Raw genomic sequence first — 22,677 nt, forward strand, 5'->3', positions numbered from 1 at the left:
GCTGCCGAGGGTGCGCAGTCCGCGCCCGAGGAGCAGGGACAGCAGGACCAGCAGGACCAGTAGGACACGCTGGCGGGGGGGGGGGGGCCCCCCCCCCCCCCCCCCCCCTCCCCCGGCTTCTTCGAAAGGCTCCATCCAGTGGCGAACGTTGACATCACCGGCCTCAGCAAGCACTTCGACTCGCTCAGCGTCTTCGACGACGTCGACCTGCACGTCGGCGACAACGAGTTCGTGTCGATCCTCGGCCCCAGCGGCTGCGGCAAGACGACCCTGCTGCGCATCGTCGCCGGCATCGAGGAGCGCACCTCGGGCTCGGTGCTGGTCGACGGCGACGAGGTCGAGCGGCCCCGCCCCGACACCACCCTGGTCTTCCAGAACTTCCGGCTGCTGCCCTGGCGCACCGTCGAGGACAACGTCGCCTACGGCCTGCGCCTGCGCGGCAAGAGCAAGGCCGAGTCCCGCGCCGCCGCGCAGCCCTACATCGCCATGGTCGGCCTCGAGGGCCGCGAGAAGAAGTACCCCTACCAGCTCTCCGGCGGCATGCAGCAGCGCGTGGGCCTGGCCCGCGCGCTGGCCATCAAGCCCGGCACCCTGCTGATGGACGAGCCCTTCGGCGCCCTCGACGCCCAGACCCGCGAGCTGATGCAGGACGAGCTGCTGCGCATCTGGAGCAACGACAAGCGCACCGTCATCTTCGTGACCCACTCGATCGACGAGGCCATCGTGCTCTCCGACCGGGTCATCGTCATGCAGTCCAACCCCGGTCGCATCGTCGAGGACATCACCATCCCCTTCGAGCGCCCCCGCACCCCCACCGCGATCCGCACCGACCCCCGCTTCGCGCGGCTGCGCGCCGAGATGTGGTCGCTGCTGCGCCAGGAGCCCCTGAGCACCGAGCTCAGCCCCGAGCTGCTCAACGGTGTGAGCGGTGAGTGACCGCGGCCTCTCCCGCAGCCGGGTCCTGCAGCTGAGGGTCGGCTTCGCGCTGTTCGTCCTGGCCGCCTGGTACCTCGTGGCGCTGACGATGGGCGGGCTCTTCCTGGCCCCGCCCCACGAGATCGCCTCCCGGCTGGGCGAGTCGATCGCCAGCGGCGAGTTCACCACCTACCTGGCCCCCACGGCGTACGTCGTGGCGGTCGGTGCCGGCCTCGGCGTCGCCGTGGGCGTGCCGTTCGGCCTGCTCATCGGCCGGGTGCGGATGCTCTACTGGCTCACCGAGGCGCCGATCAACATCTTCTACACCACGCCGCTGGTGGCGCTGATCCCCTTCATCCTGGTGATCGTCGGCTTCAACTACACCTCGAAGATCTTCATCGTCTTCCTCTTCACGGTGCTGCCGATCATCATCAACACCTCCGCGGGGGTGCGCACCGTCGACCGCGACCTGGTCGAGCTGTCGCACTCGTTCTGCGCGAAGGAGTGGACGGTCTGGCGCGACGTGCTGGTGCCGGGCTCGCTGCCCGCGACCATGACCGGCCTGCGGATCGGCCTGATCCACGCCCTCGTCGGGGCGGTCCTCGCCGACTTCTACGCCGGGGCCAGCGGCTTCGGCTACCTGATCATCCTCTACTCCAACCGCTTCGACATCGCCGGTGCGCTGGGCCCGGTGCTGGTGCTCGCCGCCGCGGGCGCCGGTGTGGCCAGCCTCCTCAAGATCGCCCAGCGACGACTCTCACCCTGGCAAGGAGTGTCATGACCCAGGTCAGCGACGCCATCGGCACGCCCCGCACCGTCACCCCGCGCCCCCGGCGCGCCGGCATGTCCGCCGCCACGAAGGAGCGGCTGTGCTGGTGGAGCGGACTGCTGCTGATCCCCGTGGTCTGGCAGCTCTACTCGATGGTGGCCGAGAGCCCCCTGATCGTGGGACCCATCGAGGTCGCGCAGGCCGCCGAGGGGATGCTCGCCGACGGCTCCCTGTTCACCGCGGCCCGCGAGAGCGCCCTGGTCTTCGCGGCCGGCATGGCCGCCGGCACCGCCGTCGGCCTGCTCATCGGGATCCTGGTGGGCCGCTTCCGCACCGTCGACGTGATGCTCGACCCCTACATCTCGGCCCTCTTCGCGACCCCCCTGGTCGCCGTCATCCCGATCCTCATCGTGGCGCTGGGCTTCGGCTTCCAGGCCAAGGTCGTGATCGTGGCGATGTTCGCGTTCTTCCCCGTGGCCATCAACACCGCGGCCGGAGTGCGGGGCGTGCCGCGCGACCTCGACGAGCTGGCCGCGTCGTTCTGCTCCTCCGAGCTGCAGACCTGGCGCGACATCCTCGTGCCCGGCGCCCTGCCCTTCATCGTCACCGGGGTCCGCCTGGCCGTGGGCCGCTCGCTCATCGCCGTCGTGGTCGCCGAGTTCTCCACCGCCGTCACCGGCCTCGGGTTCCTGATCCTGGTCAACTCCCGGCGCTTCAACATGGCCGAGGCGCTGGTGCCGGTCGTGGTGCTGATGGCCACCGGCTTCCTGCTCTACACCCTGCTCAAGAAGGTCGAGGCGCGCCTGGCGCCCTGGATCCTGCGCAGCTCCGACTGATGGGCTCCGACTGATGACTCCCGACCGCGAGGCCGCGCTGCCGCCGCTGTTCAGCCCCGACGAGATGGCGCGGCGCCGCAGGGCGCTCGACGAGGTGCTCGAGGAGCACGGCCTCACCCACGTGGTCCTGCACGGCGCCAACCGCTCGGGCAGCGCCGTGCAGTGGCTCACCGGCTGGCCGGTGACCCGTGAGGCGCTGGTCGTGCACAGCCACGGGTCCACCGGCGTGCCCGACACGCTGCTGGTCAACTTCTACAACCACGTGCCCCAGGCCCGCCGCGTCGCCGCCGACGCCGACGTGCGCTGGGCGGGCTCGCGCACCCACGAGACGATGCTCCAGGAGCTCGCGCGCCGCGGCGCCCTGGGCGGCGGGGTCGGGGTCGTCGGCGCCCTGCCGATGATCGGCCACGACACCCTGCGCGAGGCCGCCGACCGGGTGCTCGACCTCTCCGGCGCCTACACCCGGCTGCGCCTGCGCAAGTCGCCCGAGGAGCTGGCGTGGCTGCGGCGCGCCGCCGAGCTGACCGACCTGTCCTGCGCCGCGATGCGCGACGGGGCCCGCCCCGGCAGCACCGAGCACGAGCTCGGCGCCCTGGTCGAGGGCGCCTACCTGCCGCTGGGCGGCACCAGCTACATCCACTACTTCTCGATCACCTCGATGGCCGAGCCCGCCCAGTGCGTTCCCTCGCAGTGGCCCAGCGCCCGCCGGCTGCACGCCGGCGACGTGGTCTCCTGCGAGCTGAGCACGAGCTGGGGCGTCGACTACCCCGGCCAGCTGCTGCGCACCTTCACAGTCGGCGCGGAGCCCACGGCGCAGTACGCCGAGCTGCACGCCGTCGCCGACGAGGCGCTGGCCCGCGTCGAGGCCGTGCTGGCCCCGGGCGTGGCGCCCGCCGAGGTCGTCGAGGCGGCCTCGGTGATCGAGGAGGCCGGCTTCACCACGGTCGACGACCTGGTGCACGGGCTGGGCGGCGGCTACCTGCCGCCGGTCTTCGGCTCGCGCAGCCGCACCCTGGAGCCGCTGCCCGCCACGACCTTCGAGGCGGGGATGACCGTGGTCGTCCAGCCCAACGTCACCACGCTCGACGGCACGGCCGGCGTGCAGACCGGCGAGCTGCTCCAGGTCACGGACGAGGGCTGCGCCCGACTGCACTCCTTCCCGCGCGGGATGGGCCGCATCGCCTGATGCGGCCCGTCCCGACGGGGTGGAGCGCCGGGGTCACCAGGTGACGGCGACGTACTTGGACTCGAGGTAGTCGAGCATCCCCTCGTGGCCGCCCTCGCGGCCCACGCCCGACTGCTTGGTGCCGCCGAACGGGGCGGCCGGGTCGGAGACCACGCCGCGGTTGAGCCCGACCATGCCGGAGTCGAGGCGCTCGCTGACCCGCAGTCCGCGGGCCAGGTCGGAGGTGTAGACGTAGGAGACCAGGCCGTACTCGGTGTCGTTGGCCATCGCGATCGCCTCGGCCTCGTCGGTGAAGGTGACCACCGGGGCCACCGGGCCGAAGATCTCCTCGCCGAGGATGCTCGAGGTGCGCGGCACGTCGAGCAGCACGGTCGGCTCGTAGTAGAAGCCCTCGCGGTCGGGGCGGCTGCCGCCGGTGACCACCCGGGCGCCGTCGGCGACCGCGCCGTCGACCAGCTCGGCGACCTTGGCGGCCGACTCCTCGTTGACCAGCGGGCCGACCTCGGTGTCGTCGTGGGTGCCCGGCCCGACCCGCAGCGCCGCCATCCGCTCCGCGAGGCGGCTGCTGAACTCGTCGGCGACGTCGGCGTGCACGTAGAACCGGTTGGCGGCCGTGCAGGCCTCGCCGCCGTTGCGCATCTTGGCGATCATCGCCCCGTCGACCGCGGCGTCGAGGTCGGCGTCGTCGAGGACCAGGAAGGGCGCGTTGCCGCCCAGCTCCATCGAGCAGTTCACGACCTGGTCGGCGGCCTCGCGCAGCAGCACCCGGCCCACCTCGGTGGAGCCGGTGAAGGACAGCTTGCGCACCCGCGGGTCGTGCAGCATGGCCGAGACCACCGCGCCGGAGCGACGGGCGGGCAGCACGTTGACCACGCCCGGCGGCACGCCGGCGTCCTCGAGGATGCGGGCCATCAGCAGCGCCGTCAGCGGGGTGTCGCTGGCCGGCTTGAGCACCACGGTGCAGCCGGCGGCCAGGGCCGGGCCGATCTTGCGGGTGGCCATGGCGGCCGGGAAGTTCCAGGGCGTGACGAGCACGCAGACCCCGACCGGCTGGCGCAGCACCAGGATCTTGTTGGCCCCCGAGGGGGCGGTGGTGACCTCGCCGCCCGCGCGCACGGCCTCCTCGGCGTACCAGCGGAAGAACTCGGCGGCGTAGGCCACCTCTCCACGGGCGTCGGTGAGCGCCTTGCCGTTCTCGAGGGAGATCAGGAAGGCGAGCTCCTCGGCGCGCTCGCGCATCAGCTCGAAGGCGCGTCGCAGCACCTCGGAGCGCTCGCGCGGGGGCGCCGCGGCCCACGCGTCGGCGGCAGCGGCGGCGGCGTCGACCGCCGCCATCGCGTCGTCGACGGTGCCGTCGGCCACGCTGGCCAGCACCCGGCCGGTGGCGGGGTCGAGCACGTCGAACCGGCCTCCGTCGGAGGCCGGCACGACCTTGCCGCCGACGCACAGGTCGAGCGGCAGGTCGGTGATCTGGTCGAGGGTGAGGTCGCTCATGGCGAGACCTTTCGCGCGGTGGGTCGGCTGGGGATCAGTAGGGGTTGGTGACGAAGAGCTCGTCGGCCGGGAAGAGCGTGAGCACCTGGGGGCCGTCCTCGGTGATGACGATCTCCTCCTCGATGCGGGCCGCGGAGTAGCCGTCGGAGGCCGGGCAGTAGGTCTCCAGCGCGAAGACCATCCCCACCTGCAGCTCGACCGGCTCCTTCATGGAGTTGAGGCGGGAGATGATCGGGCGCTCGTGCAGCCCCAGGCCCAGGCCGTGGGCGAACTGCAGCCCGAAGGCCTCCATCTCGCTGTCGAACCCGAACTCCTCGGCCTTCGGCAGCAGCGCGGCGACCTCGTCGGTGCCGACGCCCGCCTTGATGCCGTCGATGCCGCGGTCCATCCACTCGCGCGCCTGGGTGTAGGCGTCGCGCTGGGACGGGGTCGAGCTGCCGACCGCGAACGTGCGGTAGTAGCAGGTCCGGTAGCCGTTGAAGGAGTGGATGATGTCGAAGAACGCCTGGTCGCCCGGGCGGATCAGCCGGTCGGTGAAGTTGTGCGGGTGCGGGTTGCAGCGCTCGCCGGAGATCGCGTTGACGGCCTCGACCTGGTCGGAGCCCATCTCGTAGAGCCGCTTGTTGGCCAACGCCACGATCTCGTTCTCGCGCACGCCGGGCTTGAGCGCCTCGGTGATGTCCTGGTAGACGCCGTCGACCATCGCGGCCGCCTGGTTGAGCAGGACGATCTCGTCCTGCGACTTGATGCACCGCGCGTCGAGCATCAGCTGCTGGGCGTCGACGACGCGCAGGCCCTGGCGCTCCATCTCGAACAGGAACGGGGGCTCGACGATGTCCATGCCGACCGGCAGGTCGGCCACCCCCGCCTCGACCAGCAGCGACTTGATCTCGGAGACCGCGCTCTGCATCAGCCCGACCGACGGGGCCACCGCGCCGCGGAAGCCCAGGAAGCCGGCGCGGTAGTTCTCCTTCGGCACCCAGCGCGAGTGCTGCTGGTGGTGCTTGACCGCGGAGCCGAAGTCCCACAGCACCGGCTCCTTGTCGCGGGCCAGGAGCGCGTAGCGGATCATCTTGTCGCCCAGCGCACCGCCGATCCACGTCTGCGTGGTGTAGCGGATGTTGTAGAAGTCGAAGAGCAGGAACGCCCCGCACTCGCTGCCCTCGAGCGCCGCCTTCGCCCGGCCCAGCCGGTAGTCGCGCAGCCGGTCGAAGTCCACGCGCCGCTCGTAGTCGACGCCCATGTGACCGGGCGCCGGCAGCGGTCGACCCGCCACCGGGCTCACCCGCCCAGGCCGTCGTCGACGACGACGTCCTCGGGCTTGAGGCTGATCCCCGACGCCGCGGCCTGCAGGTCGAGCAGGATCGCGAAGTCCTCGGAGAGCCGCCCGCTGCTGACGCTGGCCTGCACGGCCGCCGCGGTGGCCGCGGCCACCGGCATCGGCACGTCGAGGTCGTGGGCCGCGGCGAAGCCGAGGTCGAAGTCCTTGCGCAGCAGCACCGGCGTGAAGGTCGGGGTGTAGTCGAGGTTGACGAAGGCCGGGGACTTGTAGCGGGTGAAGACCGAGCCCATCACCGAGTTGTTGAGGAACTCCAGGAAGGCCGCGCGCGGCATCCCGCCCTTCTCGGCCAGCACCGTGATCTCGGCCAGGCACTGGGTGACCACGCCGAGCATCAGGTTGTGGCAGATCTTGGCCAGCCGGGCCACGTCGCCCTCGCCGACGTACGTCGCTCCCTTGCCCAGGTGCTCGAGCAGCGGCGCGACGCGCAGGTAGGTCTCCTCGGGGCCGGAGACGACCAGGCTCAGCCCGCCGGAGGTGACGACCTTGCCGTTGCCGCTGACGGGCGAGGCGAGGAAGTCCACGCCGCGCTCGGTGCAGGCCTCGCGCATCGCGGCGGAGGACTCCGCCGAGACCGTCGAGCAGTCGACGACCACCGAGGGCACGTGGTCGGGGTCGGCCAGCAGGCCGCCCTCGCCGACGAGCACCTGCTCGAGGTCGGCGGGCGTGGAGACCATCGTGAAGACGACGTCGTGGCCGCGCAGGTCGGCGATGGTGTCGGCGACCGAGCAGCCGACGTCGGTCAGCGCCTCGGCCTTGGAGCGGGTGCGGTTCCAGACGGTGACGTCCTCGCCGGCCCGGGCCAGGCGGGTGGCCATGGCAGCGCCCATCCGGCCGGCTCCGATCCAGCCGATCCGCAAGGTGCCGGGGGTGGGTGCGTCGGTGGTGTCCATGGTCAGCCTGCCTTCGTGGTGAGGGGGTCGGTGGAGATGTCCGTGGTGTCGTCGGTGGTGTCGTCGGTGGAGATGGTGGGTGCGGGAGCGCCGGTCAGCCGGGCGGCCAGCCAGTCGGCGGTGCGCGGGCGGTGCCAGGGCGCCAGGTCGGCGCACCCGTGGTTGCCCTGCTCGAGCATCAGCAGCTCGACCGGCCCGGAGACGGCGTCGCGCAGGCGCACGGCGTGCTGCCAGGGGATCAGCCGGTCCTGGCGCCCGAAGACGATGAGGAGGGGGGCCACGACGTCCGCGGCCACCGACTCCATGCCCAGGCCCAGGGCCACCTGGCGGGCCTCGTCGTCCGTGGCCGCGCCGGAGCGCACCCGGAAGGTGTCGCGGGTCAGCTGCGGCAGGCCGCCCCAGCACTCGCCGAAGTTGAAGGGACCGGCGAGGGCGACGCAGGCCGCGACCCGCTCGCCCAGCGCGGCGGCGACGCGGGGGGCGTAGTAGCCACCCAGGCTCACGCCCCACACGCCCAGCCGGTCGCGGTCGATCTCGGGCAGGTCGCCCAGCGCGGTCCACAGCGCCTCGGCGACCGGCGCCCAGTCGCCACGGATCGGCAGGTCGTACTCCGCCTCCCCCTGGCCGGGGCCGTCGACGGCGAGCGTGGCCAGACCACGGTCGAGGAAGCCCTGCTCGGTGGTGCGCAGCTCCTCCTTGGTCGAGTCCAGGCCGGGCAGCATCACGACGACGGGGTGCGGGCCGTCGCCGTGGGGCAGGCGCAGCACGCCCACGAGCCGGGTGTCCTCGAAGGGGACCTCGACCCGTCGGCCCGGAGGGTCGAGGTGGGGCAGGGCGTCGGTGAGGCAGTCCACGGCCCGGCGGTGCGCGGCGCGCATCTGCTCGAGGTCGTCGACGAAGACGAACTTCGCGAAGTGGTGGTAGACCGCCGCCTGCGCGAGGTGCTCGCCGGCCGAGCGGTGCCGCCCCTCGTCGAGCGCGGCGCGGCCCAGGGCCTCGTGCTCGGCGCCCTTCTCGGTCCACGCCGAGCACCACTGCTCCCAGCTCTCGACACCGCTGGTGACCCGCGCGAAGTCGCCCGCGGTCACGCCGTTGGCGGTGAACCGGGGCCCCCAGTGGGAGATCGCCGACGCGACCCGCTCATCCATGTGCACTCCTCTCCCACCCCTGGCGGGAACGCCCCGCCCGGGGTTCTGCAATCGACTGCAGCCTGACCTAGGCATCAGCCGGATGTCAAGCGCCACCAGTCCCGTGCAACTCGGGCTGCAATCGACTGCACAATCCGGTACGGTTCTCAGGTGACTGTCACCGTCGTCGGCTCCTTCACCCCCTCCGTCCTCCTCGACCTCGCCGCCTCCACCGGGCACCTGCGCGAGCACGGGCTCGACGTGGAGGAGGTGCCCGTCTCCTCCTCGCCCGGCCAGTTCCGCTCGCTGCTCGACGACGAGCTGCACGTGGCGCTGACCAGCCCCGACAACGTGATGGCCTACCGCTTCAGCCCCGCCAACCCCCTCGGCGCGCTCGCCGACGTGCGCATCGTCGGCGCCGTCGACCGCGGCATGGGCCTGGGGCTCTACGCCCGCCCGGGCCTGGGCCGCGACGACCTGGCCGGCGCCCGCGTGGGGGTCGACGTGCCCACCTCCGGCTTCGCCTTCGCCCTCTACGCCCTCGCCGACGCCCTGGGCACCTCCCGCGACGACTACGAGCTGCTCACGCTCGGCTCCACCCCGCGGCGCCTCGAGGCGCTGCTCGCCGGCGACTGCGACGTGACCATGCTCAACGCCGGCAACGAGCTGGTCGCCGAGGCCGCCGGCTGCGTGCGGCTGGCCGGGGTCGAGCGCCTGGGCGCCTACCTGGGCACCGTCGTGGCCGTCGCCGGCGAGCGCCACCTGCCCGAGGCCGAGGCACTGGTGGCGGCGTTGCTGGCCACCGGGCGCGACGTGCTCGAGGGGCGGCTCGACGCCGAGGCAGCCGCCGCCGCGGCCGCGCGCCTGGACCTCACCCCCGACCTCGCCGCCCGCTACGTCGCCCGGATGCGCAGCGCCACCGAGGGCCTGGTGCCCGACGGCGCGGTCGACCGGCCCGCGCTCGAGACGCTGGTGCGGCTGCGCACGACCTACCAGCCGGTGCCCGCCCCCGGCGGCGGCGACGTGCTCGACGCCGCCCTCGACGAGGACTCCGGGCTTGTCCACCCGCGCTGAGGCGGCGGCGCCACCCGGCCCGGCCTCGCCCATCCGGCTGCTGCAGACCACCGCCTTCGTCAGCACCCTCGACCGCTTCGCGATGCCGCCGCTGCTGGTGGCGATCGCCGCCGACATGGGTGCCCCGCTCTCGTCGGTGGTGCAGGCCGCCGGGGTCTACTTCCTCGTCTACGGGCTCTCCCAGCCCTTCTGGGGCGTGGTGTCCGACCGGCTGGGGCGGGTCCGGACGATGCGGCTGACCCTGCTGCTGGCCGGGGTGTGCACGATCGCCTCGGCCCTCACCGGCTCGCCGGCGGCCCTGGGCGCGGCCCGGGGCCTGGCCGGTGGCTTCTTCGGCGCCGCCTACCCCGCCACGCTGATCTACCTGGGCGACACGGTGCCGGCGGCCGTGCGGCAGCGCGACATCGCCCGGCTGATGGTCGGGGTCGCGCTCGGCACCGCGCTGGCCTCGGTGGGCGCCGGGGCGCTGGCCGACGTGGCGAGCTGGCGCGTGACGTTCGTGATCACCGGCGTGGCCTCGCTGGCCCTGGCCTGGGCGCTGCACCGCCTCCCCGAGCCGGTGCAGGAGCAGCGCGCGCCCTCGCCGCTGCAGTCGCTGGCGCTCATCGGCCGCTCCCGCATCGGGCTGCTCGTGCTCTGCTTCGCCTTCACCGAGGGCGCGGTGCTGCTCGGCGCGCTGACGTTCCTGCCCCCGGCGATCGAGAGCGTGGGGGCCTCGGCCGCCCTCGCCGGCGCGGTCACCGGCATCTACGGCTTCTCGGTGCTGATCAGCTCGTGGGCGGTCGGCCGCCTCTCCCAGACCTGGCACCCCAGCCGGCTGATCGGCGGTGGCGCGGTCGCCGGCGCCGTGGCCTGCGCCCTGATGGCCATCAGCCAGCAGCCGGTGATGGGCGGGGTCGCGGTGGTGCTGGTCGGGGTGGCCTGGACCTCGATGCACTCCTCGCTGCAGACCTGGGCCACCGAGGTGCTCCCGGGCGCCCGCGCGGTGATGGTCTCGTTCTTCGCCGGGTCGCTCTTCGTGGGCAGCGCGGTCTGCGCGGTGGCCGTCGCCGGGCCCGCGGCGGCCGGCGACTACACGGCCGTGTACGCCGCCCTCGCGGTGCTGGCGCTGCCGCTCGGGCTCGCCGCGGCGTGGGCCCGCGCACGCTGGCAGCGCCCCGCGGCCCCGACGTCCCTAGGATGAGCACCGTGCAGACCCCGACACTCCGCGACGTGGCCGAGGCCGCGGGGGTCCACGCGGCCACCGCCTCCCGCGCCCTCAACCCCGGCACCCGTGGCCTGGTCAACGCCGAGACCGCCAAGCGGGTGATCAAGGTGGCCGAGAGCCTGGGCTACCGACCCAACCCGATCGCCCGCGGCCTCAAGACCGCCAAGTCGGGCACGATCGGCCTGGTCATCCCCGACCTCACCAACCCGTTGTTCCCCCCGATCGTGCGGGGCATCGAGGAGGTCCTCGAGCCGGCGGGCTACGGCGGGCTCATCGTCAACACCGACAACGACCCGGGCCGCGAGCGCACCCTCATCGAGTCGCTGCGCTCGCGACAGGTGGAGGGGCTGATCGTCGCCACCGCCCTGGTCGAGCACCCGCTGCTCGAGCAGCTGGCGCGCGAGCGGGTGCAGATGGTGATGGTCAACCGGCGCCCCGGCGGCATCGACGTCCCCTCGATCACCCCCGACGACGCCGCCGGCATCGCCCTCGCCGTCGAGCACCTCGCCTCGCTGGGCCACCGGCGCATCGCCCACCTGGCCGGGCCCACCTCGACCTCCACGGGCGTGACGCGCGCCCGGGCGTTCCGCAGCGCCGTGCACGACCTGTCCCTCGACGTCGACCCCGCCCTGGTCGTGGAGTGCTCGCAGTGGACCGAGGACGCGGGCGCCGAGGCGCTGCGCGGCCTGCTCGACGCCGGCCAGCGCCCGACCGCCGTGGTCGCGGGCAACGACCTGATCGCGCTGGGCTGCTACGACGTCTTCGCCGAGCGCGGCATCTCCTGCCCCGACGACGTCTCCGTGGTCGGCTTCAACGACATGCCCTTCCTCGACAAGCTGCGCCCGCCGCTGACCACGGTGGCCATCCCCCACCAGCAGATCGGCGCCGAGGCGGCGCGGCTGCTGCTCGACGCCATCGCCGAGCCCGACCGCCCGGCCCGCTCGGTGCTGCTGCCGCTGAGCCTGGTGGTGCGCGGCTCCACCGCCCCGCCCCGCTGAGCGCGGGCACGGATTCCCGGGCCCTCGCCGCGGCGCACTAGCATCGGGGACGCAGAGGGTTCAACGCGCGCTTGGAGGTGGGTTCGGCGCGTCGCTGTGACGCACCCGAAAGGCACCACCCGTGAGCCCCCTGTCCTCCTACCGGCGACTGATCGCCCTCGCCGGCCCCACCTACGTCCTGGTGGCGTTCCTGGGCCGCCTGCCGCTGGCGATGAGCCAGCTCGGCACCCTCCTGCTCGTCTCGACGGCGTCGGGCAGCTACGGCCTCGGCGGCCTGTCGGCCGGCGCGCTGGCCGTGGCCAACGCCCTGGGCGCCCCGGCCGCGGGCTCGCTGGCCGACCGGATCGGCCAGCGCCCGGTCGTGCTCGTGCAGTCGCTGCTCGGCGCGACCGGCCTGCTGCTCCTCGTGGCGACGGTCGGCGGCGACGCCGGTGACGCGACCGTCGTCGCGGTCGCCGCGGCCACCGGCCTCGCGATGCCCCAGGTCGGACCGCTGGCGCGAGTGCGCTGGCGGCCGCTGACCAGCGGCACCGGCCCGCAGCAGCGCCGCCTGGTCGACGCCGCGTTCTCCTACGAGGGCGCGGCCGACGAGGCCTCCTTCGCGCTCGGCCCCGCCCTGATCGGCCTCGCCGCGGTGCTCGTCTCCCCCAGCGGCGGGCTGGTCACGGCCGCGGTGCTGCTGGCCGTCTTCGGCAGCGCCTTCGCCCTCGACCCCTCCGCCCGGCTGGTCCCCCGCCCCGACGCGACCGTCCACCCCGGGCGCCTGGTCAGCGTCGTGTTCGTCGTGCTCGCCGCCGCGCAGCTGCTCGTCGGGGTGCTCTTCGGCGCCACCCAGACCGGCGCCACGGTGCTGGCGACCGAGGCCGGGCAGCCGGGGGTCGCCGGCCTGGTGCACGCCACGCTGGGGGTCGGCAGCGCGGTGGCCGGCATCGCGACGGCGTACCTGCCCGAGCGGATCGGCCACGAGCGCCGCGCCCTGGTCGCCGCGCTGGCCCTGGCCGCGCTGAGCTGGCCGCTGCTCCTGGTGGACAGCCTGCTCGGCGCCACCGCAGTGGTGCTGGTGCTGGGCTGCGCGGTCGCGCCCTACATGATCGCGGTCTTCTCGCTCGCCGAGCGCGTGGTGCCGCGACCGCGCGTGGGCGCGGCGATGACCACCCTGGCCAGCGCCACCGGCATCGGCTACGCCCTGGGCTCCTCGGTCGCGGGCCGGCTCGCCGACGCGCACGGCTCGACGGCCGCCTTCTCGGTCACCGTCACCACGACGCTGCTGGCCACGCTGCTGATGGCCACCCAGCAGCGCCGCCTGCGCGCCGCGACCGAGGCCGGCAGCGGCCGCGACGAGGCTCTCGCCAGCACCCCCGCGTAGTGCCATGCTCGGAGGATGCGGGTCGAGCAGGCCACCTCCGAGCAGTACGACGCGCTGGTCGCGCTGGGCGTGCGGCGCAACCGGCACCTGAGCGAGACCGACGCCGGCTGGCAGCTGATGGTGCCCGAGACCTGGCCCGGGCTGGTGGCGATGCGCGCGGTGCGCGGCGACGGCACCACGATCGGCTACGGCTGGATCACGCGTGCCGCGCACCTGCCGCCGGGCTGGGCGGTCGAGTGGATCACGGTGAGCGCCGAGGCCGAGGGGTGCGGCGTCGGCTCGGCGCTGCACCGGGCACTCGCCGCACGCACCCCCACGGGCACCACGCTGCTGAGCACCAGGGTCTTCGACGACGAGCCGCGCAGCCTCGCGGTGGCACGGCACTGGGGCTACGAGGTGGAGGAGCTCTCGATCGAGTCGGCGCTGGCGCTGGTCGACCTGCCCGAGCCGCTGCTGCCGGCCGGCGTCGAGCTGGTGGCCTGCGACGACCTGCGGGTGCGTGACCAGCCCGCCCTCGACGCGATGCTGCGCGCCAGCCAGACCAACCCCGAGGCGGTGCACGGCGGTCGCTACGTCACCGCCGGGTCGCTGCGCTCCTCGAGCCGGGGCGCCCGCCCGGTGGGCGTGCTGGCCCGCGTCGACGGGCGCCCCGCCGCGATCACCCACGGCGTCGTGGTCGGCACCGAGCTCTTCGTGGCCTACACCGGCGTCGACCCGGCGCACCGCGGCCACGGGCTGGCACTGACGGTGAAGATGCAGCTGCACCGCCACGCCGCCACGGCCGGCGCCAAGGTGGCGTCGACCCAGAACGAGGAGCACAACCGCGGCATCCGCGCCGTCAACGCCGCCCTGGGCTACGAGGCCCGCCAGGGCACCTACCGGCTGCGCAAGCCGGTCGGGCGCGCCTGATCAGGCAGCGGTGGCGAGCTTGCGCGCCTGCTGCTGCAGCCGGGCCTGCGCGGCGCGGCGCACCTTGGGACCCTTGGTGGTCATGCCGTAGAGCAGCTTGAGCTGGCTGGGCAGGTTCTTGGCGTTGGTGGTGGCCATCCAGCCGTTGGGCAGCGAGAGCCGCACGACCTTGTGCCAGGCCGAGTAGACCTGCGCCGGCAGCGAGGCCTCGTGGTAGTTCAGGCCGTACTCGTCGAAGAGCGCCTTCACCTTCACCGCGACCTCGGCGTACCGGTTGGAGGGCAGGTCGGGGAAGAGGTGGTGCTCGATCTGGTGCGAGAGGTTGCCGGTCATCAGGTGCATCGCCTTGGAGCCGGAGATGTTGGCCGAGCCGAGCATCTGGCGCACGTACCACTGGCCCCGGGTCTCCTTCGCCGGGATCTCCTTCTTCTCGAAGGTCTCCACGCCCTCGGGGAAGTGGCCGCACATGATCACCGAGTGCGTCCACAGGTTGCGCACCAGGTTGGCGGTGGCGTTGGCGGCCAGGGTCGGCAGGAAGGAGCCGGTCGGGATCGACAGCGCCGGGTGCACGACGTAGTCCTTGGTCGCCTGCTTGCGGATCTTGCCCAGGGTGCCCTTGACGTTGGCCTTGAAGACGTCGGAGCGCTTGTGCTTGGGGGTGCGCAGGTTCTTGCCGAGCTCGAGGTCGTAGGCGGCGATGCCGTACTCGAAGAAGCAGGCGTTGATGAAGTTCCACAGCGGCTGCGCGAGGTACATCGGCACCCAGCGCTGGTCCTCGTCGACGCGCATGATGCCGTAGCCGAGGTCGTTGTCCTTGCCCACGATGTTCGTGTACGTGTGGTGCACCTCGTTGTGGCTGTGCTTCCACGCCTCGCTCGGGGTGGCGTTGTCCCACTCCCAGGTGCTCGAGTGGATCTTCGGGTCGCGCATCCAGTCCCACTGGCCGTGCATGATGTTGTGGCCGATCTCCATGTTGTCGAGGATCTTGGCCACGCTCAGCCCGAGGGTGCCCAGCACCCAGGCCGGCGGGAAGACGCTGGCCAGCAGCACCGCGCGCGAGCCCAGCTCGAGCTTGCGCTGCACGTCGATGACCTTGCGGATGTACGCCGCGTCGTCGGCGCCGCGGGTGTCGACGACCTCCTGGCGGATCGCGTCGAGGCGTGCCCCGATCTCCTCGATGTCGGCGTCGCTGAGGTGGGCGATGGGGTTCTCGGGCTTGCGGGTGATGGCAGTCATGGGGATCTCCTCGAGTCGATCGGGGGTCGGTGGTCGATCGGGGTCAGTGGTCGATGGCGCAGGCGCCGGCGGCGGCGCTCACGCAGGTCTGGACGAGGACGCCGCGCGGGTCGGTCTCGCCGGGCACGGCGGTGGTGACCTCGCCGTTGCGCAGGTCGCGCACCGAGCCCTCCTTCAGCGGCAGCACGCAGCCCATGCAGATGCCCATCCGGCAACCGCTGGGCATCAGGACGCCGGCCTCCTCGGCCGCGTCGAGGATGGGGGTGGCGCCGTCGGCCTTGACGACCGTGCCGCCCTGCTCGAAGGTGACCGCGCCACCCTCGCCGGGCGCGACGCGGGCGGTGCGGAACTGCTCGACGAAGAGGTCGACGCCGGCGGTGCGGTGGTGCTCCTCGAGGGCGTCGAGCAGCCCCGACGGGCCGCACGCGAAGGTGCGGCGCTCGGCGAGGTCGGGCACGAGCTCGTCGAGGGCGGCGACGTCGAGCACCCCGTGGGTGTCGTCGTAGCGGGCGACCAGGCGGATCGCGCCGGCCTCGTCGAGGGCGACCAGGTCGTCGCGGAAGATCGAGCTGGGCTCGGTCGGCGCGACGTGGACGACCACGATGTCGAGGTCGTCGCTGCGACGCAGGCGCAGCACGCCGGTGTCGGTGGCCGGGAAGAGGTTGCGCAGCATCCCGATGACCGGGGTGATGCCGGAGCCGGCGGTGACGAAGAGCAGCTTGGTGGGCTGGCCGACCACGGTCTCGGGCAGCACGAACTCGCCGGCCGCCTGCTCGAGGTGGACCATCGTGCCCGCGGTCGCGCGGTGCACGAGGAAGTCGCTGACCCTGCCGTCGGGCACGGCCTTGACGGTGATCGAGATCAGCCCGTCGCGGCGCGGGCCGTGGGTCAGGGAGTAGGCGCGCCAGTGGCGCACCCCGTCGACGTCGATGCCGATGCGCAGGTACTGCCCCGGCACGTGCCCGGCCCAGTCGGCGCCGGGCTTGATCTCGATCGTGGCCGCGTCGTCGGTCTCGGGGCGCACCGCCACGATCCGCCCGCGCAGCGGGGCGCCGCGGCGCAGCGGGTGGAAGACGTCGAGGACGTCGTCGACCTCGAGCGGGGTGACGGCGGCCTCCGCCACGCGGCGGGCCTGCCGGCGCAGGGCGGCCGACCACGACGGACGGGCCGTGGTGGCGGGTGCACGGAAGGCGGTGCTGGTCATGTGCTCCACTCTGCTGGACCGAGCCGCTAAAGTCCTGTGCAGACGATGCAGACTTCTGCCTCACTATTGTTCGGAGCGAACAACATGGCTCGACGGCTCCCCGCGCACATCGCCGGGCACGGCCTCCAGCTGCCCGCACAGGCGGTCACCGAGATGCGCGCCGACCTGGCCTCGGTGGCCGACCGGGTCGTCGCGGCCATCATCGCCGAGGTGCCGTCGTACGACGACGCGCTGACCGGGTCGATGGGCGAGAACATCCGCAACGCGGTGCAGCTGGCGCTGGGCGGGTTCCTGTCGCTGGCCGGCGGCCGGCGCGGCGCCGACCCGCGCACCCCCACCGCGCCGTCGGTGGAGGGCGCCTACCAGCTGGGCCGGGGCGAGGCGCGCAGCGGGCGCACCACCGACGCGCTGCTGTCGGCGTACCGCATCGGGGCGCGGGTCTCGTGGCGGGAGATGTCGACGACGGCGGTGCGCGCCGGCATGGACGCCGAGACGCTGGGCGGCTTCGCCGAGCTGGTCTTCGCCTACATCGACGAGCTGTCGGCGGCCAGCGTCGCCGGGCACGCCGACGAGCTGGCCACCACCGGCCGGGTGCGCCAGCGGCTGCTGGAGCGGCTGGCCCGCCAGCTGCTGACCGGCGCGCCCGCCGAGACCGTGCTCGAGACCGCCGCCCGCGCCGAGTGGGAGCCGCCGACGACGCTGACGGCGGTGCTGATGCCCGACTCGCAGGTGCGGCCCGTGCTGGTCTCGCTGCCGGGGGCGACGATCGCGGTGGCCGAGGCCCCCGACATCGAGGAGGGCGGGCTGCTGCTGGTGCCCGACGCGCACGGGCGGGCGCGCGGCGCGCTGCTGCGCACGCTCGAGGGCCGCGACGCCGTCGCCGGGCCGGCCCGGCCCTGGCTCGAGGCCAGCGCCTCGCTCGACCGCGCCCGGCGGGCCAAGGCGCTCGGCCTGGGCCCCGACACCGAGGCGCACCTGCCCGAGCTGGTGCTGGCCGCCGACGCCGACGCCCGCGCCGACCTGCGCGCGGCGGTGCTGGCCCCGCTGGACGACCTGCGCCCGGCCACCGCCGAGAAGCTGACCGAGACGCTGCGCGCGTGGCTGCTGCACCAGGGCCGGCGCGACGCGGTCGCCGAGGAGCTCTTCGTGCACCCCCAGACCGTGCGCTACCGGATGGGCCAGCTGCGCGAGCTCTTCGGCGACGACCTCGAGGACCCGACCACGGTGCTGGCCCTGGTGATCGCGCTGGGTTGAGGGGGGGTGGGGGTGCTCGCCGTACGGTGGCGCGCATGACCTCTCGCCGCTCCCGCGCCCTGCGGGCCGCCGTCTCGACCGCCTCCGCCGCCCTGCTCGTGGGCGGGCTGGCGGCCTGCGGCGACGACGCGGAGCCCACCGCGTCGACCTCGTCGCCCTCACCGACCCCCTCGGCCGCCGAGGAGCGGGGCGGCAGCAGCCGCGAGGGCGCGCGCGACAGCGACTACCCGTCGTACGTCGCGCTGGGCGACTCCTACACCTCGGCGCCGTTCGTGCCCGAGACCGACCGGGGCGACGGGTGCCTGCGCTCGAGCGGCAACTACCCGAGCCTGGTCGCCGAGGAGCTCGGCTCCGAGCTGGTCGACGTCAGCTGCGCCGGGGCGCAGACGGTTTCGCTGGTGGGGGCCCAGCAGACCTTCGACGGCGAGACCCGCCCGGCGCAGTTCGACGCGCTCGACGACGACACCGACCTGGTCACCGTGGGCATCGGCGGCAACGACCTCGGGCTCTTCAGCAAGCTCACCGCCGGCTGCGTCGGCGCGGCCGAGCAGGAGAGCGGCGGCACGCCCTGCACCGACGCCGCGACCGGCACCGCGACCGCCGACCTCGACCAGATCAGCGAGCGGGTCACCTCGGCCCTCATCGGCGTGCAGGACCGCGCCCCGCAGGCCCGGGTCGTGCTGGTCGGCTACCCCCAGCTGGTGCCCGCCGAGGGCTCCTGCCCCGACCTGCTGCCGCTCGCCGAGGGCGACCTGCCCTTCGCCCGCACCGTCAACCGCGGCCTCGCCGACGCCCTCGAGAACGCCGCCGAGGCCGCCGAGGTCGAGTACGTCGACACCTTCGCGCTGAGCCGCGGCCACGACATCTGCGCCGACGAGCCGTGGGTCAACGGCCAGGTCAACGACCCCGAGCGGGCCCTGGCCTTCCACCCCTTCGCCGCCGGCCAGGAGGCGGTCGCCGACGAGCTGCTGCAACTGCTGGCGCAGCCCGTCCCGAACGCCTGACCCCGGCCCGGGCCGTCAGTCGAAGGTGGTGAACACCTCTCGGCCGGCCACCCAGGTCCCGGCCACCTGCATGTCACGCAGCTGACGGGCCTGCTCCTCGGCGGAGCCGTGCGGCAGCGGGTCGGCGTCGAGGAGCACCAGGTCGCCGCGGCTGCCCGCGCCGACGGTGGGCTGGGCGTCGACGGAGGCCGAGAGCACCTCCTGCGGGGTCAGGGCGTGCTCGCCGTGCCAGGCCTCGCGCTCGTCGCCGCTGCGGTGCACCGCGGCGGCCATCGCCAGCCACGGGTCGAGCGGCGAGACGGGGGCGTCGGAGCCCATCGCGAGCGCGACGCCGTCGTCGAGCATCCAGCGGAACGCGAAGCAGCGCGCCGAGCGCTCGCCCCAGATCCGGTCGGTCAGGTCGCGGTCGTCGAGCAGGTGGGCCGGCTGCACGCTGGCCCGGATGCCCAGGCGGGCCATCTCGCGCACGTCGGCGCGGTTGACCATCTGGGCGTGCTCGATCGAGCCGCGCGCACCCGTCTCGGCGTACGACGCCAGCGCCTCGGCGACCGCGGCGTCGCCGATGGCGTGCGTGGCGACCTCGAGGCCGGCGGTGTGGGCGGTGCGCAGCAGGTCGCGCAGCTCGGCCCCGGAGAGGTTGGGCTGGCCGGAGGGGTACTCGAGGCGGTGGGCGTCGCCGTACGGCTCGCAGCACCAGGCGGTGCGGGTGTTGAGCGAGCCGTCGCTGATGATCTTGAGCGGGCCCATGGTCAGGCGCGGGTCGACCGGGCCGGCGCCGAGCAGGTCGAGGCGCAGCGGGTCGCCGCTGCGCAGGCCGTGGGCGAGCACCGGCTCGAGGCCCTCGGCGTAGGTCGCCATCCGCACGCGCAGCACGTCGCAGCCCTCGACCCAGCGCTCGGCCCACTCGGCGGCACCGCCGCTGAACTCGAAGTCGACGAGACCGGCCACGCCCATGGAGGCGGCGTGGTCGAGGGTGCGGCGGTAGGCCTCGGGGGAGGTGCCGTCGTTGCCGACGAGGCTGGCCAGGCGGGGGTAGGCGGCGAACCACTCGGCCTCGCGGACCACGGAGTCGCGCACCGGCATGGCCAGGAAGAGCAGGGCGACGGTGTTGAGCCAGGCGTGGTGGCCGTCGCCGGAGATCAGCACGACGGGGGTCTCGCCGGAGACGGCGTCGAGCTCGCTGACGGTGACGTCGCGGTCCCAGCCGGCGGAGCGGTGGCCCCAGCCGATGACGGGGAGGTCGGGGTAGTCCGCGACCCGCTCGGCGACCATCGCGAGCGCGGCCTCAGGACTGCGGGCGCCGGCGAGGTCGAGGCGGCCCGAGGAGAGGGTCCACTGAGCCAGGTGCACGTGCTGGTCCCACAGGCCGGGGATCACCCACCGCCCGTCGGCCCGCACCTCGGGTGCGCCGGGGGGTCGTTCGAGGCTCTCGCCCACGGCCGTGACGACGCCGTCGGTGACCTGCACGTCGACCGGCTCGTGGGGCACCTCGTCGCCCGCGTGCACCGGGACCAGGCGCGCGTGGCGGATGATCAGGCTGCTCATGGCGCAACGGTAGGGCCGGGGCGGCCGCACCGACGAAGCGGCGCCGAGGGTCTACCGTGGCCACGTGAGCGCGCGCGGACTCGGGTCGGCCACCGCCCTGGTGGTGCTGCTCGCCCTGGGGGGCGGGGCGGCGGGGTACGCCGTCGCGCGCGCCGACCACGAGCCGCCGGCCCCGCTGGGCGAGGTGCGGCCGCTGGTGGCCGTCGACCCGGCGTACCCGACGGACCGGCCGGTGCTGGTGCGCGAGGACCGCGACGAGCCGCCCCTGGCCGGTGACGTGGCGCTGCGGCGGGTGGTGCTGGGCACGCCGCCGTTCACGGTGTCGCTGGCGGTGCCGCGCGACTGGGTGCGCAGCGACTCGGCGGGGGGCGAGTGGCGCTGGTACCCGCCGCCTGGGCCGGACGCGGCGGAGAACCTCTACTTCCTGCGGGTGCGCCAGGTGGCCAACCTCTTCCAGAGCGTGCCGGCGGCGCGGGTGGCGCGGCGCTCGGCGCTGGCCACGGCCTCGGAGGTGCAGAGCCTCGAGGTGGTGGAGGAGACCTACGACGGCCTGGAGGTCAGCTACGTCTCGGAGGGCTACCGGCGGCACTCGCTGGAGCGGTGGCTGACGACGCCGGGCAGCGGCGAGACGGCGCAGTACTACCTGGGCATGATCGGGCGCGGGGCCGACCGCGACGCGATGGAGACGCTGATCGACCGCATCGCGGCGAGCGCCGAGGTGGGCTGAGACGAGGTGGGCTGAGGCCGGGTCTCAGGTCTGCTCGGCCGGGCGCGTGCGGCCGGAGTGGGCGACGGCGAGCCGCAGGACGGCCCAGGCGACGCCGGTGACGGCGCCGGCGAGCAGCACCAGGCCCAGGTCGGGCTGGAAGAGGCGGATCGTGGCGAGCGGCGCGCCGAAGAGGCGGGGCACCAGGAAGAGCAGGACCCAGGCCGCGGCCGAGGTGGTGAGCAGCGGGAACCAGAGGCTGAACCGGCCGGCGACGCCCGACTTCGCGCGGAGCGCGCCGCGGTGGCGCCACGCCCAGAGCATGCTGAGCAGGTAGCCGACCGGGAGCAGCAGCAGCGCGACGTACAGCGCCTTCTGCGACCAGCGGGAGCCCTCGCCGTCGTAGTCGAGGTCCAGGGCCGTGGCGGTCACGGCGTTGAGCAGCTGGGTGGTCTCGCCGAACCCGATCCCGCTGCCGGCGTTGGCGAGCACCACGGCGCCCGTGCCCCGGTCGGGCCGCATGGTCGCGAGCGTCTCGACGCCCGGGGTGGTGCCGCCGTGCCACACCTGCCCGCTGCCGGGGTCGACGAACCAGCCGAGGCCGTAGTGGGGGGAGGCCGGCCCGGCGGGCCGCATCATCTGGGCTTTGCCGTCGGCGCTGAGCACGTCGTCGCGACCGTTCATCATCGTCTGCAGGTAGCGCGCCAGGTCGGCGGCGCTCGCGACGACCCCGCCCTGCGGGGCCGAGACCCGCTCGGTCGGGCCCGGGGCCAGCGCCCGCCTCGTGCCGAACCACGGCCGGTGCCCGGTCGCCATCTCGTCGTGCACCTGGCCGTCGGCGACGAAGCTGTGGGTCATGCCGAGCGGGCGCAGGACGTGGGCGGCGACGTAGGCGTCGTACGCCTGGCCGCTGACGACCTCGACCACGCGACCGAGGAGCTGGTAGTTGAGGTTGGAGTACTCCCAGCGCTCGCCGGGCTCGTGGTCGGGCGCCACGTCGGCGAGGTGGGCGACCCGGCGCTCCAGCGCGTCGCGGCCCTCGACGCGGGGGTACGACGCGTTGCCCTGCAGCGTCGAGAAGCCGCTGGTGTGGCTGAGCAGCTGGCGGGTGGTGATGTCGGCCGCGGGCCGGTCGGCGAGCTCGTCGAGGGTCTCGGCGAGCGTGGTGTCGAGGTCGAGGTCGCCCGCCTCGACCAGCTGCATCACGGCCAGCGCGGTGAAGCTCTTGGAGATCGAGCCGATCACGAACGGCGTGTCGGGGGTGACCTCGTCGTCCTCGCCGAGGCGGCGGATCCCACGGGCGCCGACCGAGGTGGGCTGCCCCTCGGCCACGACGGCGTACGCGACCCCGGGGACGCCGGCGGCCGACATCTCCTGCTCGACCACGGCGTCGAGCCCGTCCACCGACCCCTGGGCGGCGCCGGGCGAGGCGGTCCCCGTCACGAGGGCAGCCAGGGCGACCAGCACCACCACGAGCCGAACGAGCATGACCACCTCCCCGCCCGACGATAGTCCGACTCGCGCTCAGGCGGCGTGGTCGATGCGGCGGGTGCCGGTGGGGTCGACGAGGTAGATGGCACCGAAGCGGTCGCGCCACAGGAAGATGCCGGGGAAG

The 22,677-nt window shown here is 73.9% G+C and carries 20 protein-coding genes; 12 read left to right on the forward strand and 8 right to left on the reverse strand.

What is annotated here, in order from left to right:
* Window positions 1–138 precede the first annotated feature (138 nt).
* From ABKW28_RS19270 to ABKW28_RS19285, 4 genes are read left to right on the forward strand one after another with little or no spacing between them, the layout of a single operon-like run.
* Window positions 139–936, forward strand: a complete 798-nt coding sequence (locus ABKW28_RS19270) for an ABC transporter ATP-binding protein (protein WP_193669593.1) — start codon at window positions 139–141, stop codon at window positions 934–936.
* Window positions 929–1,696, forward strand: a complete 768-nt coding sequence (locus ABKW28_RS19275) for an ABC transporter permease (protein WP_193669592.1) — start codon at window positions 929–931, stop codon at window positions 1,694–1,696. The genes ABKW28_RS19270 and ABKW28_RS19275 overlap by 8 nt, the downstream gene beginning before the upstream one ends.
* Window positions 1,693–2,520, forward strand: coding sequence for an ABC transporter permease (locus tag ABKW28_RS19280; protein ID WP_193669591.1), 828 nt, complete (start codon window positions 1,693–1,695; stop codon window positions 2,518–2,520). Before ABKW28_RS19275 ends, ABKW28_RS19280 begins: the two co-directional genes overlap by 4 nt.
* A 13-nt stretch (window positions 2,521–2,533) precedes the next feature.
* Window positions 2,534–3,706 (forward strand): M24 family metallopeptidase, encoded by a 1,173-nt coding sequence (locus tag ABKW28_RS19285; RefSeq protein ID WP_348612528.1) that lies wholly within the window; start codon window positions 2,534–2,536, stop codon window positions 3,704–3,706.
* 33 nt (window positions 3,707–3,739) lie between these two features.
* Here ABKW28_RS19285 and ABKW28_RS19290 read toward each other — a convergent pair whose 3' ends face one another.
* The 4 genes from ABKW28_RS19290 to ABKW28_RS19305 are packed head-to-tail and all read right to left on the reverse strand — an operon-like array spanning window position 3,740 to window position 8,580.
* Window positions 3,740–5,200 (reverse strand): NAD-dependent succinate-semialdehyde dehydrogenase, encoded by a 1,461-nt coding sequence (locus ABKW28_RS19290; protein ID WP_348612530.1) that lies wholly within the window; start codon window positions 5,198–5,200, stop codon window positions 3,740–3,742.
* Between the two features lie 34 nt (window positions 5,201–5,234).
* On the reverse strand, window positions 5,235–6,476 hold the full coding sequence (locus ABKW28_RS19295) for a Xaa-Pro peptidase family protein (protein WP_348612532.1): 1,242 nt from the start codon (window positions 6,474–6,476) through the stop codon (window positions 5,235–5,237).
* A gap of 5 nt (window positions 6,477–6,481) precedes the next feature.
* Entirely contained in the window at window positions 6,482–7,432 is a 951-nt protein-coding gene (locus tag ABKW28_RS19300) for an NAD(P)-dependent oxidoreductase (protein WP_348612534.1), read from the reverse strand.
* A gap of 2 nt (window positions 7,433–7,434) precedes the next feature.
* Window positions 7,435–8,580, reverse strand: coding sequence for an alpha/beta hydrolase (locus ABKW28_RS19305; protein WP_348612536.1), 1,146 nt, complete (start codon window positions 8,578–8,580; stop codon window positions 7,435–7,437).
* Window positions 8,581–8,730: 150 nt separating this feature from the next.
* Here ABKW28_RS19305 and ABKW28_RS19310 point away from each other — a divergent pair, with 150 nt between their 5' ends.
* The 5 genes from ABKW28_RS19310 (at window position 8,731) to ABKW28_RS19330 (ending at window position 14,113) form a co-directional block, all read left to right on the forward strand.
* Window positions 8,731–9,633: a PhnD/SsuA/transferrin family substrate-binding protein gene (locus ABKW28_RS19310; RefSeq protein WP_348612538.1), complete on the forward strand. Its 903-nt coding sequence runs from the start codon at window positions 8,731–8,733 to the stop codon at window positions 9,631–9,633.
* Entirely contained in the window at window positions 9,617–10,816 is a 1,200-nt protein-coding gene (locus ABKW28_RS19315) for an MFS transporter (RefSeq protein WP_348612539.1), read from the forward strand. Before ABKW28_RS19310 ends, ABKW28_RS19315 begins: the two co-directional genes overlap by 17 nt.
* A gap of 5 nt (window positions 10,817–10,821) precedes the next feature.
* The gene (locus ABKW28_RS19320) at window positions 10,822–11,838 is read left to right on the forward strand and encodes a LacI family DNA-binding transcriptional regulator (RefSeq protein WP_307822955.1); all 1,017 of its coding nucleotides are present in this window, start codon (window positions 10,822–10,824) and stop codon (window positions 11,836–11,838) included.
* A gap of 121 nt (window positions 11,839–11,959) precedes the next feature.
* Window positions 11,960–13,204: an MFS transporter gene (locus ABKW28_RS19325; RefSeq protein WP_348612541.1), complete on the forward strand. Its 1,245-nt coding sequence runs from the start codon at window positions 11,960–11,962 to the stop codon at window positions 13,202–13,204.
* Window positions 13,205–13,219: 15 nt separating this feature from the next.
* Window positions 13,220–14,113, forward strand: a complete 894-nt coding sequence (locus tag ABKW28_RS19330) for a GNAT family N-acetyltransferase (protein ID WP_348612543.1) — start codon at window positions 13,220–13,222, stop codon at window positions 14,111–14,113.
* On the opposite strand, the gene ABKW28_RS19335 is transcribed toward ABKW28_RS19330, so the two are convergent.
* Both ABKW28_RS19335 and ABKW28_RS19340 read right to left on the reverse strand, forming a co-directional pair.
* Window positions 14,114–15,349, reverse strand: coding sequence for an acyl-CoA desaturase (locus ABKW28_RS19335; RefSeq protein ID WP_341230491.1), 1,236 nt, complete (start codon window positions 15,347–15,349; stop codon window positions 14,114–14,116). It lies immediately after the preceding gene.
* Between the two features lie 43 nt (window positions 15,350–15,392).
* Window positions 15,393–16,553, reverse strand: coding sequence for a ferredoxin reductase (locus ABKW28_RS19340; protein WP_348612545.1), 1,161 nt, complete (start codon window positions 16,551–16,553; stop codon window positions 15,393–15,395).
* A gap of 84 nt (window positions 16,554–16,637) precedes the next feature.
* On the opposite strand from ABKW28_RS19340, the gene ABKW28_RS19345 reads away from it, so the two are divergent.
* Both ABKW28_RS19345 and ABKW28_RS19350 read left to right on the forward strand, forming a co-directional pair.
* Window positions 16,638–17,807, forward strand: a complete 1,170-nt coding sequence (locus ABKW28_RS19345; protein ID WP_348612547.1) for a helix-turn-helix domain-containing protein — start codon at window positions 16,638–16,640, stop codon at window positions 17,805–17,807.
* A gap of 35 nt (window positions 17,808–17,842) precedes the next feature.
* On the forward strand, window positions 17,843–18,811 hold the full coding sequence (locus ABKW28_RS19350; RefSeq protein ID WP_348612549.1) for an SGNH/GDSL hydrolase family protein: 969 nt from the start codon (window positions 17,843–17,845) through the stop codon (window positions 18,809–18,811).
* 15 nt (window positions 18,812–18,826) lie between these two features.
* On the opposite strand, the gene ABKW28_RS19355 is transcribed toward ABKW28_RS19350, so the two are convergent.
* Complete coding sequence (locus ABKW28_RS19355) at window positions 18,827–20,356, reverse strand: amidohydrolase family protein (protein WP_348612551.1); 1,530 nt, start codon at window positions 20,354–20,356, stop codon at window positions 18,827–18,829.
* A gap of 64 nt (window positions 20,357–20,420) precedes the next feature.
* On the opposite strand from ABKW28_RS19355, the gene ABKW28_RS19360 reads away from it, so the two are divergent.
* Window positions 20,421–21,083, forward strand: coding sequence for a hypothetical protein (locus ABKW28_RS19360; RefSeq protein ID WP_348612553.1), 663 nt, complete (start codon window positions 20,421–20,423; stop codon window positions 21,081–21,083).
* 24 nt (window positions 21,084–21,107) lie between these two features.
* Here the strand turns inward: ABKW28_RS19360 and ABKW28_RS19365 are convergent, their stop codons facing one another.
* Window positions 21,108–22,550 (reverse strand): serine hydrolase domain-containing protein, encoded by a 1,443-nt coding sequence (locus ABKW28_RS19365; protein ID WP_348612555.1) that lies wholly within the window; start codon window positions 22,548–22,550, stop codon window positions 21,108–21,110.
* Window positions 22,551–22,677: the final 127 nt, after the last annotated feature.

Origin of the sequence: Nocardioides sp. 31GB23 (genome assembly GCF_040012395.1) — a bacterium.
In the GTDB taxonomy this organism is placed as follows: Bacteria; Actinomycetota; Actinomycetes; order Propionibacteriales; family Nocardioidaceae; genus Nocardioides; species Nocardioides salarius.

What these genes read in the sequence shown, in the direction of transcription:
- ABKW28_RS19340 (WP_348612545.1), bottom strand. Translation starts at nt 16,553, where the DNA reads ATGACCAGCACCGCCTTCCGTGCACCCGCCACCACGGCCCGTCCGTCG.
- ABKW28_RS19285 (WP_348612528.1), top strand. Translation starts at nt 2,534, where the DNA reads ATGACTCCCGACCGCGAGGCCGCGCTGCCGCCGCTGTTCAGCCCCGAC.
- ABKW28_RS19290 (WP_348612530.1), bottom strand. Translation starts at nt 5,200, where the DNA reads ATGAGCGACCTCACCCTCGACCAGATCACCGACCTGCCGCTCGACCTG.
- ABKW28_RS19345 (WP_348612547.1), top strand. Translation starts at nt 16,638, where the DNA reads ATGGCTCGACGGCTCCCCGCGCACATCGCCGGGCACGGCCTCCAGCTG.
- ABKW28_RS19300 (WP_348612534.1), bottom strand. Translation starts at nt 7,432, where the DNA reads ATGGACACCACCGACGCACCCACCCCCGGCACCTTGCGGATCGGCTGG.
- ABKW28_RS19350 (WP_348612549.1), top strand. Translation starts at nt 17,843, where the DNA reads ATGACCTCTCGCCGCTCCCGCGCCCTGCGGGCCGCCGTCTCGACCGCC.
- ABKW28_RS19355 (WP_348612551.1), bottom strand. Translation starts at nt 20,356, where the DNA reads ATGAGCAGCCTGATCATCCGCCACGCGCGCCTGGTCCCGGTGCACGCG.
- ABKW28_RS19305 (WP_348612536.1), bottom strand. Translation starts at nt 8,580, where the DNA reads ATGGATGAGCGGGTCGCGTCGGCGATCTCCCACTGGGGGCCCCGGTTC.
- ABKW28_RS19280 (WP_193669591.1), top strand. Translation starts at nt 1,693, where the DNA reads ATGACCCAGGTCAGCGACGCCATCGGCACGCCCCGCACCGTCACCCCG.
- ABKW28_RS19365 (WP_348612555.1), bottom strand. Translation starts at nt 22,550, where the DNA reads ATGCTCGTTCGGCTCGTGGTGGTGCTGGTCGCCCTGGCTGCCCTCGTG.
- ABKW28_RS19330 (WP_348612543.1), top strand. Translation starts at nt 13,220, where the DNA reads ATGCGGGTCGAGCAGGCCACCTCCGAGCAGTACGACGCGCTGGTCGCG.
- ABKW28_RS19335 (WP_341230491.1), bottom strand. Translation starts at nt 15,349, where the DNA reads ATGACTGCCATCACCCGCAAGCCCGAGAACCCCATCGCCCACCTCAGC.